This is a genomic window from Streptomyces sp. NPDC057565 (assembly GCF_042801455.1).
Classification (GTDB): Bacteria; Actinomycetota; Actinomycetes; order Streptomycetales; family Streptomycetaceae; genus Streptomyces; species Streptomyces yanii.
In genome coordinates, this window is record NZ_JBHVFU010000031.1 from 38,586 (window position 1) to 53,715 (window position 15,130).

Below are 15,130 nucleotides of genomic sequence, written 5' to 3' on the forward strand. Positions count from 1 at the left end.
ATAGTTATCAGGTCATCAGATGACTGAGAAGAGGTTTGGGTGAAGCCAGTTGGACGAGTGACGATCGTCGACACCTTGATCATCGAACTGCGAAGGGAAATCTCCCGGGGCGCCTGGCAGGTCGGTGACCGGATCCCCCCGGAGAGCCAACTCGCCGAGACTCTGGGCGTGAGCCGGCTCTCGATCCGCGAGGCTGTCCGCGTGCTCATTCACGCCGGGCTGCTGACCGCCCGTCAGGGCGACGGTACTTACGTGACCGCCACGGACGAGGGCCAGGTCGCGCTCCGTCGCCACCTCGGCCGGGCCGAGACCGCCGATATTCTCGACGTCAGGCGGGGCCTGGACATCGTCGCGGCCCGACTGGCCGCGACCATGCGCACCGAGGAGGATCTGGACAAGCTGCGGGAGGCCATGGAACGTCGCGCTGCCGCAGGCCGGGCGGCCGACCTGGACGCCTTCACCGACGCCGACGTCGACTTCCACCTGTACATCGCCGAGGCTTCCCACAACTGGCTACTCGGTGACCTCTACCGGAACATGAGCGACGCCCTGTGGGAGACCGTCAAGGCCAATCAGTGCATGGACGACGCGGGCGACGACCCGTTCCACACCGCACTGTTCGAGGCCGTACTCGCCGGCGATCCGATCGCCGCGACCGCCGCGGCGTTGTCCATCCTGGACGACTACACCGACGGGGAAGCGTGACCACCGCCGATCTGCTGATCCACAACACCGACCTGGTCGTCACCATGGACGAGGCACTGGGCGACCTGTCCGGCGGCCGGGGTGTCCGCGATGTGCTCGGGCCGGTCGGCAGTGGCAGCAGATCGTGCGGCGGGGCAGCGCCGTGTGCCGTCGGCCCCCCTCGCGCGTGCGCGACGATCGGACGCCACAGGCGCTGTTGACGTACTGACTCAGCGCCATCGCCGCGCGTGCGAGGCGATGGCTCCCAGGACCTCGGGCATGTCCTGCACCGGCGCCCCTATCAGCACCCGCGAGCCACGCCCCGGCCCGTCCAGTACCTCGCAGACGGCGACCAGTGGATGGGTCGCCTCTGCTCCCATCTTCTGGTACCGGCCCTTCGGTCTTCTCGCGCGCGCTTCCTCGTCCATGTAGGGGGTGATCGAGTACCGCCGCACCGCCCGCGGATCACTGCGGAACGGCGGCCGTACGGCGAGCACCCGCAGCGGGCCCGGCAGCGGCTTCAACGCCACCTTCGCGCAGGGGTCGGGAGTCGTGCCCAGCACCCCGGGCCCCACGTACAGAGGGCCCTTGATGTCCAGCTTCCACGGGCCCGTTCCCGCGACGGCGCCGTCCACCGCGTGCACCTCGACCGGTTCCACCGGCTCCACCTCGCACTTGCGCGGCAGCCGTGTCCGCGTCCACCACCGCAGCCACAGCAGGGTCGGTACCAGCAGTGCCACCGCCGCCACCGCGAAGCCCCGCCCCACCGCTTCGGGCCGCGGCGCGATCAGCGCCACCAGCGCGCCGACGCCGCCCGCGACCCCCAGCGCGAGTGTCGGCGCCAGCCACTGCCAGGCCATCGTCAGCGGATTGCGCCGCCCGCGCAGCAGGAGCCACAGCGCCGCCCACAGCGGCCCGAGACCGATCCCGCACAGCACGGAGGTCAGGGCGGCGGGCCCGCTGAAGAGCCGTCCCGGGTAGTGGCCGGTGCGCACGGTGGCGGTGTCGACGCCCTCACCGGCCTGGATCATCCGTACCGATCCGCGCCACCACAACAGAGTCACCGGCTCCCCGGCCCGTGCCCGTCCGTACACCGAGTCCCGCTCCTCGTGCGAGCGGTGGTCGCGGTAGCGCAGCTCCATCGCGCGCTTGTCCGCCCGGGTCAGCTCCAGCGTGTACACCGTGGACGCGCGCTTGAGCTCGTAGTCGGTGTCCCGCACGGTGACGCGTTCCCGCTGCATGCAGTACGGCTTGCGGTAGCGGTCCCCGCACACCTTCAGCTGGTCGGTGGGGCGCCCGTCCTCGACCACCGCCACCTTCGCGAAGTCCACGTCGTCGGCGCGCAGCCGTTGGGCCTGCTGCCAGAGCGGCCAGGCCGCCCCCAGCAGGACGGCGGCCAGCAGCAGGCACACGCCCCCGCGGACGACGTCCCCGATCCCGCCCCTCATAGGCTCCCTCATCACTGTCTCGCGAATACATACGTGACAGCCGGCACCCCGTAAAGGATGTGCGCGTCGTCGACACGCGCCACGTACCGGCCGCCGGTGGCCGCGGAGACGCACTGGTGGTCCGCGACCGATGGGGCGACCGGCTCCTGAGCGTCGAGGAAGAGACGCGTTGCGGTGGTGCCGGTGACCGTGGGCACATTACGGCACCAGTTGTCCTCGCCGTAGGGCGTCACCGTGACCGTCCTGCCCGATTCCGGGTCCGGCGAACGCCGGAGGACGCTGCGCTCCTCGCGCTGTCGACGAGGAGACCGCCGGGATCAGGGGCGACGTTCGGGAGGTCATCGTGACGGCGGACAAGTTGCTTGAAGTTTCACGCAACAGGTAGGCTTGCCCTAACGCTTGAAAGTTCAACTTCCACTCCCCACAGAAGGGCACGTGTAAAAATGACCTCCATCCCGCACACCACCCCCTCCTCCGGCGCTCGCGCGGAGGGCCCCTCTCTGCATGCCTACGATGTGGGGCTGCTGATCCTGCGGCTGGTCCTCGGTCTGACGGTGGCCGCCCACGGCGCGCAGAAGCTCTTCGGCTGGTTCGGTGGCGGCGGGCTTGAAGGCTTTGGTCAGTTCTTCACCATGAGTGGCTATCCTTCCGGCGAAACCATGGCGCTGATTGCCGGGCTCAGTGAAGTCCTCGGCGGACTCGGCCTTGTGCTCGGGCTGCTCACGCCGCTCGCGGGTGCGGCCGTGCTCGGCACAATGATCAATGCGCTCGCAGTCAAGTGGGGCGGCGGTTTCTTCGCGCCGACGGGTGTCGAGTACGAACTCCTGCTGTCCGCAGGTGCGGCCGGGCTGGCCCTCACCGGGCCGGGCAGGTTCGCCGTCGACCGTTTTCTCCCCGGGCTGCGGACCCATCGGCTTGGATACGGGGTCGCGGCCCTGGTGCTTGCCGCTGTGATCGCTGCTCTCGTGCTGCTCATCCGTAACTGACCGCAGTCGTTCGCTGTGCATTTCTCCAGCAACGGCCTCGGCTTCGTCGTCGAGCACGAGCTGCCCGGACGGGCGGCCCAGGACACGGATCACGAGCCGGGTCTTTTCACCATCTCACCCACCGCCGGCAACAACCGGCCTCGGCGGACCGGCCGGGCACTGCTCGGCCCCACCGCCTGAAGGGACAGCATTCGTGAGCACCAATCCTGCGACACCGACCCACGGCACTGACACCGGAGGTGCGTGGTGAGCCGGTTCGACACACCTGTTGTGGTGACCCGAGGAGACGCGGAGGGGCCACTGGTCGTTCTGTTGCACGGCCGCGGCTCGCGTGAGACCGAGATCATCGGGCTGGCGGACGCTTTGCCCCGTGGCCTTTCCTACGCGGCGGTTCGCGCTCCTATCGCTGAACACGGCGGCTTCGCCTGGTTCGCCAACCGCGGCATCGGCCGTCCCGTGGCGGAGTCGCTGCGGGCCACCATGGACTGGTTCCGGCTGTGGCTCGACGGCATCGCCCCGCCGGGCCGCCCGGTCATTCTCGTCGGCTTCAGCGGTGGAGCCGCCTTCGCGGGAGGTCTTCTGCTGGATGATCCCGCTCGGTTCGCCGGTGCGGCGATCCTGTACGGAACGTTGCCGTTCGAGGCGGGGGTGCCCACCGATGCCGCACGGCTCGCCGGAGTGCCGGTCTTCGTCGCACAAGGCGATCACGACCAGGTCATTCCCCGCGATCTGCTCGACCGGACATGGCGTTACCTGACCGTCGAATCGGGGGCACCTGCGATCTCCCGGCGCGACCAGGTCGGCCACGGAATCGCCCGTGACGCGCTGGCTGCCCTGGCAGGCTGGCTGGTCGAGCGGGCAGTCTTCCTCGCCCGGCAGGGAGGGCCGGTACCTGCGCCGGCTCATTGGGAGACGTTGTCCGGGGACCTCCCGGACCGGGCCGGTCCGCGTTCCGACGTCAGTACGACGATTCCTCAGCGGCAACGTACCGACAACGCACCTGTCGAGGTGCAGGAGAAGCTGTTCGCCCGGCTGAGCGCGCTACCCGGCGTACACAGCCGTCAGTCCGCCCTCTCCGTCCCGGGCGCGCGTGGATTCATGGTCACAGCACCGCAGGCCGGACCCGACGACGCGTTCCTCGTACCGCATGCCGGGGAGTTCGCCCACCTGCACCCGGACCCCGACGGTTCGCTGCATGTCGCGCTGCCTGTGCACTTGGCTGCCGACGCGGTCGCGCACGGCTGGGCCGTGGCACATCCGCTCGCCGGAGTCCGGCTCGCTCCGGGCATGGTGCTCGTCTACGGGCCTCGGGACGAAGCCGAACTCGACATCGTCACGTCCATCGTCGCCACCAGCCACGCCTGGGCCTCCGGCCGGCACCGCCCAACCACGGAATGACGCGAGCAGCTCGGTACCGGAGTGGCGCCTTCTGTCCGATCGCGCCGCGACGGCCGGAGAGGTGATGGCTACGGGGTGGCCGCCCCGCGTGACGCGCCGTGCCGGTCGGGCAGCGCGGCATTGGGCGCGGATGACGTGCCCAGCTGTCGGGCCGGGCGCCGTGGTGATCCCGAGCCGTTCCTCGACCGTCTCCGACCGGGAGCCGGAGACGGTCCGGGGCCGCATGCGGGGGGACGACCGGACGGGTCAGCGCAGCAGGGCCCGCACCGACGTCTTCATCCGGGCCACGAACGCCTCCCGCACCTCGTCCGTCACCCGGTCCAGCGAGAGATACGGATTGAGGTCTTCCAGCTCGACGAGCAGCAGGTCACCGTCCGCTGTCCGGCACGCGTCGACACGCTGGATGCCGTGCGCGAGGTCGTTCCACTCCACGAACCGGCGGGCGAAGGCCAGATCCGCCGTCGTCGGCTCGTACGGTTCCAGTACCCAGCGCTGCTCGGGGTGCGGTGCGTAGAGCGCGTACTGGAAGTCGCGGTCGATGAAGAAGAAGGACACCTCGTAGCGGAAGTCGATCCTCGGTTGGACGAGCACGCTGCCGTCCGGCTCGGCGCCCACCTCGGCCGCGAGTGCTTCGGGCGTGACGAAGCGCAGCCCGACCGAGTCCGCGCCCAGCTTCGGCTTGATCACATACTCGGCGGCCCCGGGCAGCAGCCCCAGATCGCCCGCCCGGTCCACGGTCGCGATCACCGGGTACTTCGCGGCGCTCAGATCGACGAGATACTGCTTGCCCGCCATGTCACCGCGCCCGGTCAGCGGGTTGTACACCGGCACCTTCCGCTCGCGGGCGCGGGCGCAGAACGCGTCGTACGCCTCCTGGTAGTGCAGCACCGGGCCGCTGTTGCGGACAACGACGGCGTCGAAGCCGTCGAGCAGCGCGGCCGCGTCGCGCGGATGACAGAGCGCGACATCGAATTCCTCGCGCAGCCGCGAGGTGAGGAAGATGTCCTCGTCGCAGTAGCGGCGGCCGCGCGCCGGGTACGCGAGGTCGGTGACGAAGAGGATGGACGGGCGCGGACCGGCGTGCATGACGTTCTCCCAGGGGGTTTGGGGGCGGACAGCGGATCAATAACCTTGATGGCGTTGCCGGTTCACCACGTTGGAGCATCATGACCTCTGCCCCACAGGAGTCGCACGTGTCGCCACTGCCCGACATTCTCTCGCCCGCCTTCGCCGCCGATCCCTACGGGGCCTACCGGACCATGAGGGAGAGTGCCCCGCTGATCCACCACGAGGCCACGGACAGTTACCTGGTCTCCCGGTACGAGGACGTCGAGCGGGTCTTCAAGGACAAGGCGGGAGAGTTCACCACCGACAACTACGACTGGCAGATCGAACCGGTGCACGGCCGGACGATCTTGCAGCTCAGCGGGCGTGAGCACGCGGTGCGCCGGGCCCTGGTCGCCCCCGCCTTCCGTGGTGCCGACCTCCAGGAGAAGTTCCTTCCGGTCATCGAACGCAACGCGCGCGAACTGATCGACACCTTCCGGCGCACCGGCGAGGCCGATCTCGTCGGAGGGTTCGCCACCCGCTTCCCGGTCCTCGTCATCGCCGACATGCTCGGGCTGGACCGCGCGGACCACGACCGCTTTCACGCCTGGTACACCACCGTCATCGCCTTCCTCGGCAACCTCGCCGGGGACCCGGAGGTCGCTGCGGCAGGCGAGCGGACCCGCCAGGAATTCGCCGCGTACATGATCCCGGTCATCCGGCAGCGCCGGGACGCGCTCGGCGACGATCTGCTCTCCGCGCTCTGTGCCGCCGAGGTCGACGGCGTACGGATGAGCGACGAGGACATCAAGGCGTTCTGCAGCCTGCTGCTCGCGGCCGGCGGCGAGACCACGGACAAGGCCATCGCCTCGGTCTTCGCCAACCTGCTGACCCATCCGGAGCAGCTCGCGGCGGTACAGGAGGACCGCAGCCTCATCGACCGGGCGTTCGCCGAGACGTTGCGTTACACCCCGCCGGTCCACATGATCATGCGTCAGGCGGCGACCGAGGTGGAGCTCAGCGGCGGTACGGTCCCGGCCGGCGCCACCGTCACGTGTCTGATCGGCTCCGCCAACCGGGACGAGTCCCGCTACCACGAACCCGACCGGTTCGACCTCTTCCGTACGGACCTGACCAGCACCAACGCGTTCTCGGCCGCCGCCGACCACCTGGCGTTCGCGCTCGGCCGGCACTTCTGTGTCGGGGCGCTGCTGGCCAGGACGGAGGTGGAGACCGCGGTCAACCAGCTGCTGGACGCGATGCCCGGCCTGCGGCTCGCGGACGGATTCACGCCGGCTGAACAGGGCGTCTTCACCAGGGGTCCGCAATTGCTGCCGGTACGGTTCAGCCCCGCCTCCGGTTGACCGGAGCGACCCTCAGCCGATGCGCGAACAGACGTCGTCCGTGGACCCGTTGAACATATTCAGCGTCCTGTACCCGGTGGAGCTGATGGCGAGGGTGTAGACGCCGTCGATGCGGTATTCGCCGCGTGGCAGATTGCCGTTGTTCTCACCCACGCCGACGAGCACCGGCCCGACCACGTGCCAGAGCTGCGAGCGGTCGGTGTGGATGTCGACGATCGCGCTGCCACCGGCATCGGCGTCGTAGTAGGCGCCGGTGTCGGTGTTGGTGACCCGGACGACCAGATCGCCCTTGAACGCGATCTTCGAGGGGGATTCGTCCGGATGGACGACCAGCACCTTCTTCACGACCTCGTCGACGATCGGTTCGGTGTGGATGGGGAAGTCGCAGCGCGCTCCGGCCGGATAGTCGAGCGATGGGGTGGGGGCGGGCGCCCAGCCGTCCTTCCCGGGTGCTGCGGTCTCGGCGGAGGCGGGCACGGCACTCAGCAGTGCCGAGGCGAGTGTCGTGACGACTGCCAGCGAGCACAGGGTGGTTGGTCGCATGGAATCTCCCTCTGGGGGCACGCATGCGATGGTGTGGCCGACGTCGCCCCCCGTGCGCCGGCCGCATGTGATCGTAGGGTTTCGCGTCTCACCCGGCCACCCCTTACGGCGTCTCGAACGGCGCTGATGGGCGGCCGGGGCGGGTGCATGGCTGCCTTTACGGTTCGGCGCAGGTGCCACAACGGGTTCGAGGCGGCGGAATCGGTGGGGTCGCCCATCTCACGGCAGGCGATATGGATGGATTTGTCCTACGTTGGGCAGGCACAATCCGTACGATCCAAGGAGCTGTAGTGACAAGCGGAAGCGCCAAGGACAAGGCCAAGGGCAAGGCCAAGGAAGCCATGGGCAAGATGACCGGCGACCGAAGCAAGAAGGTCGAAGGCAAGACGGACCAGGCCAAGGGTCAGGTCAAAGGTGCCGTGCACCACGCGGGCGAAAGCGTGAAGGGTGTGAAGGACTCCCTCAAGCACGACTAGGGTTCTTCGTTCGGATGAGGCTGGAGCGGGGAGCGGAGCGTCGTCGACCGACAGCAACGCGGCAGATGTGCGTTCCGGACCCCGCGAGCCGGCAGGATCCGAACGAGAGGCCCCGGGCGTCGCGCCCGCAGAGAGCCCCTCGCCCGCACGGGCGGGGGGCTCGGGCGTGGTCGGCTGCCGGGCCGCTCTCCGGAGGCGTCCGCGGAGGTGTGGTGCCCGGCGGCGGCATGTGTTTCGAGGTGAAGATCCTCGCCCTGCATCCGTACAGCCCCCCGCGGGGCGCTGACGACCCCGTTCTCAGCGGATGTGCCGTTCGGTGATCGCCCGCGCGATCACCAGGCGCTGGATCTCGCTGGTGCCCTCGAAGATCGTGTAGATCTTGGCGTCGCGGGTCGGCCCCGAGGTCGGACCCACATCGCCGACCACCTTCAGCTTGCGCATCATGGACATGGTCACGGGATCGCCGTTGCCGGGGGTGAGCTTGAGGAACTCCGCCGGACCCATCACGAGCGTCGGGAGGCGCGGAGCGGGCGGCATGCGGGTGAATCACCAGGAGCTGCCGGGGCGCACCGCCAGCCGGGGATGGTGGGCGGCCAGGACCTTGTTGGCCCGGGCCAGTTCGGACAATGCCTGCTCGCGATCGGCCTGGTCCTCGATGCCGAGCCGGGGGCCGCGGAACCTGCGGACCTCCCGGGCGGCGCACTCGGCGTCGAACTCCGCCTGCACGATGTGCGGCGGGATGCAGGACCCGATCAGTTCGGCGACCCGGTCCGGGATCGGCACGGGGACGAGGAGGTGCGAGGCGGTCATGGGGGTTCCCTCTCGGATGGTTGACCAGGAGGTGGTGCTTTGCGGCCGCCGGGTGGGCGGTCGACTCCTCCTTATGTAACGGGACGCAGTTCCGGGTTTCTCATTGAGAACGTCTCCGTCTGGCAACCGTTTGAGAGTGACCGGCTATTTACCCTTACCCGCAAGTAACTTGACTCCACGCGAGGTACGTGCTCGGTCGGAATCCGCGCTGCGCCGATCAGAGGGGGCGCGTCGTCGCTGCGGGTGCGCATCTGCATCGCACGCAGCACTGCCTCGGTCGAGAACTGCTACTCGGGGTCGACGAGTTGCTCGCCGAAGACGGTCTCCAGATTGCACCTCCGGTAACGGACCGTCTACGGGTGTACGCCGAGCAGCTCGCCCATCCGGGCGGCGGTGCCGCGGGTTTCGAGCCAGATCCGCAGCGTCTCGATCAGCCGCTCCGGTTGGCGCTGACCGCGATGGGCGCGAGTCCGCGCCGGGCGAACTGGTCGAGGAGGACCGGCGCCGACGCGCAGGCCACGATCGAGCGCCCCATCGGAACCCGGATCGGTAAGCGGCAGGCGATCGAGCTGGTCCAGCGCGCCGCGGCAGACGTCGACGCCTTCTACACAGCCACGGTCTGCCCGTTCAGGTCGCCCTGCGGCTTCTCCACCCGGGCCCGGGACGCTTCCTCACGCCCCTTCCGCAGCGCGAAAAGCTCCTGTTCCAGCCGTGCTTCCCGGTGCCGTCGACGCTGACGCACCGGGCCCAACCCCCTTACCGCCCAAGGGCTTACCGGACTACCGCAAGCCGAAACGCCTGGTCACCAGGTCCCTCAACCGGAACCACACCCTACGCCGTTCGTCGCAGATTAAAGACCGCTCATCGACTGCGACGCCCCTCACACATTGCCCCTGAACCGGGTTGATCGCGAACCTCTCACACAGCCACCCCCGCAACGAGGAGGAGAACATGGACGACTCACGTGACGTGACCGCCGTGACCCGAGTGCCGCTCGGTCGCCGCACCTTCCTTGGCGGAGTGGGCGTCGCCGCCCTCGGCGCCACTGGCCTCGGGGGCATCAGCCTGTTCACCGGCGCCACCCTGAGCCCCGCGGCGGCCGCCACCGCGGTGCCGGAAGTGGACAAGGACCCGCTCAACCTGCTCCAGCGGATGTTGTCCTACGACACGCAAAACTACGGCAAGGGTGCGAACACCCGCGCCCACGCGCAGATGCTCAAGGCGGTGTGGGAGAACGCCGGGGTGCCCGCGGAGATCATCGATACCCCTCAGCCGGACAATGTGCACCTGATCGCGCGGATCCCCGGATCCAGTTCCGCTGCGCCTCTGCTGATGCTTGGCCACTCCGACGTGGTGCCGGTCGAACGGGAGGCATGGTCCGTCGATCCGTTCTCCGGCACGGTGCGCAACGGGGAGGTGTACGGCCGTGGCGCCCTCGACATGAAGGGTGCCAACTCCGCGACGATCAGTGCTCTGCTGAGGCACATCTCCGAGGGGTCCCGGTTCGAGCGCGACATCATCGTACTTACCGACTGCGACGAGGAGGCCGGCTCGTTCGGGTCGGGTTGGCTGGCAGCCAACCACTGGAGCAAGGTCAACGCCGGCATGGTCCTCACCGAGGGTGGCTGGTTCCTGGCACAAAAGGACAGGACCACCCCGATGCTGATCACCGCCACCCGGCAGGACAAGGTCTACTTCAACCTGGACCTGACCGCCGACGGCACCGCCACGCACTCCTCCAAGCCCAACCCCGACTCCGCGATCGTGACTTTGTCCAGGGCGGTGGCCGAACTCGGCAGTTGGCTCGCGCCGGTGCACCTCACCGAGGTGACGCGCGAGTACTTCGCGGCGCTGGCAAAGGCAACCGACGACGCGGAGTTCGCCCGAGCCGTCAAGCTCATGCTCTCCGCACGCAGTCAGAACGCACGGGAACGGGCCGCGAGCGTCGTTGTGTCGAAGTCGTCCTACCCGTGGCTGCACCGTGCCCTGCTCCGGACCACGCATGCGTTCGTCATCGAGGACTCCGGCTACAAGGAGAATGTGATCCCGTCCTCGGCGCATGTCCGACTCAACTGCCGTGGCATACCGGGTGGTCAGAAGCCTCGCGAGTTCCTCGCCCAGGTCCGCGAGATGACGGCCCGTCGCGGCATCCAGGTGACGCTTGTTGCCCCGGCGGGCAAGACCGAGGCGCAGTATCTCGACGATCTCGACGAGAGGTGGGCGACGGCGCCCGCCGACATCGACACTCCGTTGTTCCGCGCTCTCGCCGGCGCCGCGAGCGAGACCTACCCCAACGCGGTGTTCGCACCGGCCCTGTTCGAAGCAGGCACCAGCCTGGCGCCGTGGCGCGAGCGCGGCATCCCCGGATACGGGGTCTACCCGTACGTACTCGACAACGACCAGCTCATCACGATGCACGGAAACGACGAACGGATCTACGTCGAGGCGCTGAGGCAGGGGACCGCGTTCATGTACCGGACGTTCTCCCGATTCCTCAGCTGACGATCCGATCTCCAGCGGGCGTGCGCCTGCAGCCGCGCGGATCCCTTCAGCGGCTTGCGGCGTGCTGCTGGGGCGAGCAGTGGTGGTGATGCTCAGTTGGGCTGAGCCCATCTCCGGGCGCGAGCCGGCCATCTTGAGCATCACCGTCACTTCGTCCGATCAACCCAGGAACCGGTTGCCTGCTACGTGTGATCTCACTCGACCAGGCATCCTGAATCGTTTCCCGCCTGAAGGCGATCCCCTTGTGGGGAAGCCGCAGGGCGACCTGACCGCGCTGAACGGGCAGATTGCGGCTGCCGAGGACGGTCCTCCGCCTTGCGATGCGCCGCATCTGACGCCGCGCGCTGTTCCGTCAGGGATTACGGGACAGCCCTTAGGAAACTTGAAGCTTCCGGGTGCCGATTCCAATTTTATTGGCTTTCGGATTTCAGCCGGTGACCGCGAAAGTGTAGTTCGAGAACGGGCAGATCATCATTTCCACGGGAGATATCGGTTCCGGTACCGCGAGGACAACGTATTCCACGGTCTCCTTCAGGCAATCTCCACGCCTCTATGATGTGAAGATCAATGGCACTCCTTTCGCCGACCATGCCGACGACGCCCGGCACCAAATCGTGACGCCTATGGACGACGGCGTCGTCGTCGGGACCGGATCCGGTGGTGAGTGGTCGTGGTCCGCCTACGTCGGAGGAGTCGCCCCAACAACCGTGACCCCATCCCGTGGGGGTTCCTGCACCGTCGGCCAGTAGTCCGGCTCCCCGGTGCGAAGAGAACTAAGGTGGTATAGGGGTTATGTAGGAACGCCCCCGGAGGGGCCATGCGCCGACACCGCACCACCCATCCCGACAGCGCCCAGGAAGCCCTGCTCACCCTCGGGCGTCTTGTCGACGAGGCGCTGGAGCGGATCAGGGTCCAGAGGGCGCGTGTGGAACTGGCCGAGGCATTGCAGCGCCATCTGCTCCCGCCCCAGCTTCCGCAGCTGCCCCGCCTGGCCATCGCGGCTCGCTACACCCCTTCGCATGACGGTCTCGATGTCGGGGGCGACTGGTACGACGCCTTTCCGATGACGAACGGGACGGTCGGGATCGCCATCGGCGACGTGCAGGGTCACGACGTGGAAGCCATTGCCTTCATGGGACAGGCCCGCACCAGCCTGAGGGCCCTCGCCTGCGCCACGACCGATCCGGGCGAGGTGCTGAGCCGCGCCAATGATCTGCTCATTTCCATGGGCTGCGGCCTTTTCGCGACCTGCTGCTTCCTGACCTTCGACCCGCTCAGCGGCGCGCTCGCCATCTCCCGGGCAGGCCACATTCCAATGGTCTGGGCCACGTCCGCCGGTCACTCCGGCATCATCCTCGACAGCGGCGGCCCGCCCCTCGGCATTCTCCCCGGGGAGATCTATCCGGTGACGCGACGACGGCTGGAGGAGCCGGGATCGTTGGTCATGGTCACCGATGGGGTGGTGGAAGGACCGACCTACCCGATCGAGAAAGGGCTGGAGGAGGTGGTACGGCGGGTGTGCAGCGGTTACGACGGCGACCCCGACGAGCTGGCTCGTGAAGTGGTGAAGGTGGCCGATCTGACGGGCCACTGCGACGATGCCGCCGTCCTCGTCGTTCGATATGCCGGCCTCCCCGGCGCAGGGTAGCCATGGCCCGCGATGCATGCTCCGCACTGCAACGACCGAGGTGGCTCCCGGCGCGTCCTGGCCGGTAGAGCCCTTGCAGGTGGTGTCTGATGGCTGCCGTGGTGACCAATCCGGAGCTTCGGCGCAAGGGCGTCGCGACTCTCCTGGCCCTCGCTGTCGCAGCCGTCTACTACGGTGCCGCCCGGCTCGGCCTGCTCGAACAATTGGTGCGCGGACAAGTCACGCCGCTCTGGCCCCCTACCGGCATTGCCCTGGCCGGTCTGCTCGTCTTCGGACTCCGGGTCTGGCCGGGCATTGCGATCGGGGCGTTTCTCGCGAACGTGTTCATCGGGCCGACGGCTCTCACCGTTCTGGTCATCATGGTGGGAAACACGATCGCACCGGTCTGCTCCTACCTGATGCTGCGGCGTGCGGGGTTCCACAACGACCTGGACCGGCTGCGCGACGCGCTGGCGCTGGTCTTCATCGGTGCCCTGGGTGGGATGCTCATCAGTGCGACCGTGGGCAGCAGCGTCCTGGTGCTTTCCGGCGCCCTGCCCGCAGGCGATTTCTGGTCCACGTGGTCGGTGTGGTGGACGGGCGACGCCATGGGTGTGCTGGTCGTCGCACCGTTTCTGCTCGTCCTTCGTGAGGCGCGGTGGCCCCGGGGTGTGGCACTCCGGCGGTGGGCCGAAGCGGCGGCCCTGTTGCTCGGCACCCTTGCGATCACGCTCCTGGTGACGGGCGGCAGCACTGTCACCCTGCTCTTCCTTGTCTTCCCGTTCCTGATCTGGGCCGCGTTCCGCTTCGAACGTGCCGGGGCCGCGTTGTGTGCGCTCGGAGTCTCCACGCTGGCGATTCTGGCCGCCGGTCGCGGCGCCGGTCCTTTCGCCCATGAGGACCTCTTCACCAATATGGTCACGCTCCAGGCCTTCAACGGCGCCACGGCACTGACCGCGCTGCTGCTCGCGGCGGTCATCACCGAGCGAAACCGCACCCACGACGAGATCAAGCGTCTCTGCGCGCGGCTCACCGACATGGTGGCAGCCATGCCGGACCACCCGATCACCGACCAGTGGCTGGCGTCCGACGACACCGACGACCCGGACGGCCGTGCCGACGATCGCTAGTGCCCCCTTCGCCGCCCGGTCGGGCGCGGCATCAGCGGGCTGACAGCACCTCGGCCAGGTCGTACCGCACCACTTCTTCCAGCTGTGCGTAGGTGCAGCTCCCGGGTGTGCGGTCCGGCCGCCACCGGCGGAACTGGGCCGTGTGCCGGAACCGGTCGCCCTCCATGTGGTCGTAACCGACTTCGCACACCCGCTCCGGACGCAACGCCACCCATGACTGGTCCTTCTTCCCGGACCAGCGGCTCGGCGTACCGGGCAGCCGGGCGGTCTCGTGCGCGGCGGCATCCACCCACGCCGTCCACGGATGGTCGGCGAACTCCGTCCGCAACGGCTCCAGCTCGGCGACCAGCTCCTCGCGGCGCTTCATCGAGAACGCCGCGCAGACCCCGACGTGCTGCAGGACGCCCTCGGAGTCGAACAGGCCGAGGAGCATCGAGCCGACGACCGGTCCGCTCTTGTGGAAGCGGTATCCCGCCACCACGCAGTCGGCGGTCCGCTCGTGCTTGATCTTGTACATGACGCGGGCGTCCGGGCGGTACGGCAGATCCAGCGGCTTGGCGACGACACCGTCGAGCCCGGCACCCTCGTACCGTTCGAACCACTCCTGGGCGACGGCCGGGTCGGTGGTCGCGGGGGCGAGATGGACGGGGGCCGAGGCACCGGACAGCGCCGCTTCCAGGACGGCTCGGCGGTCCGCCTGCCGGGTGGAGAGCAGCGAGTCGTCGCCCACCGCGAGGATGTCGAAGGCGACCAGACTGGCCGGCGTCTGCTCGGCGAGCAGACGCACCCGTGAATCGGCCGGATGGATGCGTTCGCTGAGCCGGTCGAAGTCCAGTTTCCCGTCGTACGTGACGACGATCTCGCCGTCGATCACACAGCGCGGCGGCAGATTCTCCCGGACCGCCGTGACCAGCTCGGGGAAGTACCGGGTGAGCGGCTTGCCGGTGCGGCTGCCGATCACCACCTCGTCGCCGTCGCGGTGCACGATCGCCCGGAAGCCGTCCCATTTGGCCTCGTACTGCATGCCCGGCGGGATCCGGGACACGGACTTGGCGAGCATCGGCTTCACGGGCGGCATCACTGGCAGATCCATGGACCGATTCTTGCCCGGATAC

17 protein-coding genes and 3 pseudogenes are annotated in these 15,130 nt (G+C 68.5%); 10 read left to right on the forward strand and 10 right to left on the reverse strand.

Annotated features, from left to right (window positions below; all coding sequences use genetic code 11):
• Positions 1–57 precede the first annotated feature (57 nt).
• Entirely contained in the window at positions 58–705 is a 648-nt protein-coding gene (locus ACFU8W_RS34355; protein WP_345516277.1) for a FadR/GntR family transcriptional regulator, read from the forward strand.
• Positions 702–905: a hypothetical protein gene (locus tag ACFU8W_RS34360; RefSeq protein ID WP_384045736.1), complete on the forward strand. Its 204-nt coding sequence runs from the start codon at positions 702–704 to the stop codon at positions 903–905. The genes ACFU8W_RS34355 and ACFU8W_RS34360 overlap by 4 nt, the downstream gene beginning before the upstream one ends.
• A 9-nt stretch (positions 906–914) precedes the next feature.
• On the opposite strand, the gene ACFU8W_RS34365 is transcribed toward ACFU8W_RS34360, so the two are convergent.
• Together ACFU8W_RS34365 and ACFU8W_RS34370 are read right to left on the reverse strand one after the other, a co-directional pair.
• A complete protein-coding gene (locus ACFU8W_RS34365) occupies positions 915–2,132 on the reverse strand; it encodes a hypothetical protein (RefSeq protein ID WP_384045739.1) in 1,218 nt (405 codons plus the stop codon).
• A gap of 11 nt (positions 2,133–2,143) precedes the next feature.
• Positions 2,144–2,365: a hypothetical protein gene (locus ACFU8W_RS34370; protein WP_384045742.1), complete on the reverse strand. Its 222-nt coding sequence runs from the start codon at positions 2,363–2,365 to the stop codon at positions 2,144–2,146.
• 210 nt (positions 2,366–2,575) lie between these two features.
• Between ACFU8W_RS34370 and ACFU8W_RS34375 the strand changes: the two genes are divergently transcribed.
• The 3 genes from ACFU8W_RS34375 to ACFU8W_RS34385 all read left to right on the forward strand — a co-directional run bounded on the left by ACFU8W_RS34375 (position 2,576) and on the right by ACFU8W_RS34385 (position 4,516).
• Positions 2,576–3,118 carry a DoxX family protein gene (locus ACFU8W_RS34375; protein WP_384045745.1) on the forward strand — a complete coding sequence of 181 codons (543 nt, stop codon included), beginning with the start codon at positions 2,576–2,578 and terminating at the stop codon, positions 3,116–3,118.
• A 15-nt stretch (positions 3,119–3,133) separates the two neighbouring features.
• Complete coding sequence (locus ACFU8W_RS34380; protein ID WP_384045748.1) at positions 3,134–3,298, forward strand: hypothetical protein; 165 nt, start codon at positions 3,134–3,136, stop codon at positions 3,296–3,298.
• A gap of 66 nt (positions 3,299–3,364) precedes the next feature.
• Positions 3,365–4,516, forward strand: a complete 1,152-nt coding sequence (locus ACFU8W_RS34385) for a hypothetical protein (protein WP_384045749.1) — start codon at positions 3,365–3,367, stop codon at positions 4,514–4,516.
• A 246-nt stretch (positions 4,517–4,762) separates the two neighbouring features.
• Here ACFU8W_RS34385 and ACFU8W_RS34390 read toward each other — a convergent pair whose 3' ends face one another.
• Positions 4,763–5,602, reverse strand: coding sequence for a hypothetical protein (locus ACFU8W_RS34390; protein ID WP_384045752.1), 840 nt, complete (start codon positions 5,600–5,602; stop codon positions 4,763–4,765).
• An 80-nt stretch (positions 5,603–5,682) separates the two neighbouring features.
• Between ACFU8W_RS34390 and ACFU8W_RS34395 the strand changes: the two genes are divergently transcribed.
• On the forward strand, positions 5,683–6,927 hold the full coding sequence (locus ACFU8W_RS34395; protein WP_384045754.1) for a cytochrome P450: 1,245 nt from the start codon (positions 5,683–5,685) through the stop codon (positions 6,925–6,927).
• 12 nt (positions 6,928–6,939) lie between these two features.
• Here the strand turns inward: ACFU8W_RS34395 and ACFU8W_RS34400 are convergent, their stop codons facing one another.
• On the reverse strand, positions 6,940–7,470 hold the full coding sequence (locus ACFU8W_RS34400) for a hypothetical protein (RefSeq protein ID WP_384045757.1): 531 nt from the start codon (positions 7,468–7,470) through the stop codon (positions 6,940–6,942).
• A gap of 290 nt (positions 7,471–7,760) precedes the next feature.
• Between ACFU8W_RS34400 and ACFU8W_RS34405 the strand changes: the two genes are divergently transcribed.
• A complete protein-coding gene (locus ACFU8W_RS34405) occupies positions 7,761–7,946 on the forward strand; it encodes a CsbD family protein (RefSeq protein WP_345516289.1) in 186 nt (61 codons plus the stop codon).
• Between the two features lie 297 nt (positions 7,947–8,243).
• Here ACFU8W_RS34405 and ACFU8W_RS34410 read toward each other — a convergent pair.
• The 5 genes and pseudogenes from ACFU8W_RS34410 to ACFU8W_RS34430 form a co-directional block, all read right to left on the reverse strand.
• Positions 8,244–8,339, reverse strand: a pseudogene (locus ACFU8W_RS34410) (acyl-CoA dehydrogenase family protein); the annotation flags it as partial.
• Positions 8,334–8,459 (reverse strand): annotated as a pseudogene (locus tag ACFU8W_RS34415) (acyl-CoA synthase); the annotation flags it as partial. The pseudogenes ACFU8W_RS34410 and ACFU8W_RS34415, both read right to left, overlap by 6 nt.
• A 33-nt stretch (positions 8,460–8,492) precedes the next feature.
• A complete protein-coding gene (locus ACFU8W_RS34420; RefSeq protein ID WP_266979138.1) occupies positions 8,493–8,756 on the reverse strand; it encodes a hypothetical protein in 264 nt (87 codons plus the stop codon).
• A 221-nt stretch (positions 8,757–8,977) separates the two neighbouring features.
• Positions 8,978–9,264: pseudogene (locus ACFU8W_RS34425) on the reverse strand (helix-turn-helix domain-containing protein); the annotation flags it as partial.
• Positions 9,265–9,360: 96 nt separating this feature from the next.
• Complete coding sequence (locus tag ACFU8W_RS34430; protein WP_384045761.1) at positions 9,361–9,498, reverse strand: hypothetical protein; 138 nt, start codon at positions 9,496–9,498, stop codon at positions 9,361–9,363.
• A 209-nt stretch (positions 9,499–9,707) separates the two neighbouring features.
• Here ACFU8W_RS34430 and ACFU8W_RS34435 point away from each other — a divergent pair, with 209 nt between their 5' ends.
• From ACFU8W_RS34435 to ACFU8W_RS34445, 3 genes are all read left to right on the forward strand, one after another.
• Positions 9,708–11,258 (forward strand): M20/M25/M40 family metallo-hydrolase, encoded by a 1,551-nt coding sequence (locus ACFU8W_RS34435; protein WP_384045764.1) that lies wholly within the window; start codon positions 9,708–9,710, stop codon positions 11,256–11,258.
• An 817-nt stretch (positions 11,259–12,075) separates the two neighbouring features.
• On the forward strand, positions 12,076–12,906 hold the full coding sequence (locus ACFU8W_RS34440; RefSeq protein ID WP_345516292.1) for a PP2C family protein-serine/threonine phosphatase: 831 nt from the start codon (positions 12,076–12,078) through the stop codon (positions 12,904–12,906).
• 89 nt (positions 12,907–12,995) lie between these two features.
• Positions 12,996–14,015 carry an MASE1 domain-containing protein gene (locus tag ACFU8W_RS34445; RefSeq protein ID WP_384045768.1) on the forward strand — a complete coding sequence of 340 codons (1,020 nt, stop codon included), beginning with the start codon at positions 12,996–12,998 and terminating at the stop codon, positions 14,013–14,015.
• Between the two features lie 31 nt (positions 14,016–14,046).
• Here the strand turns inward: ACFU8W_RS34445 and ACFU8W_RS34450 are convergent, their stop codons facing one another.
• Positions 14,047–15,108 carry an ATP-dependent DNA ligase gene (locus ACFU8W_RS34450; protein WP_384045771.1) on the reverse strand — a complete coding sequence of 354 codons (1,062 nt, stop codon included), beginning with the start codon at positions 15,106–15,108 and terminating at the stop codon, positions 14,047–14,049.
• Positions 15,109–15,130: the final 22 nt, after the last annotated feature.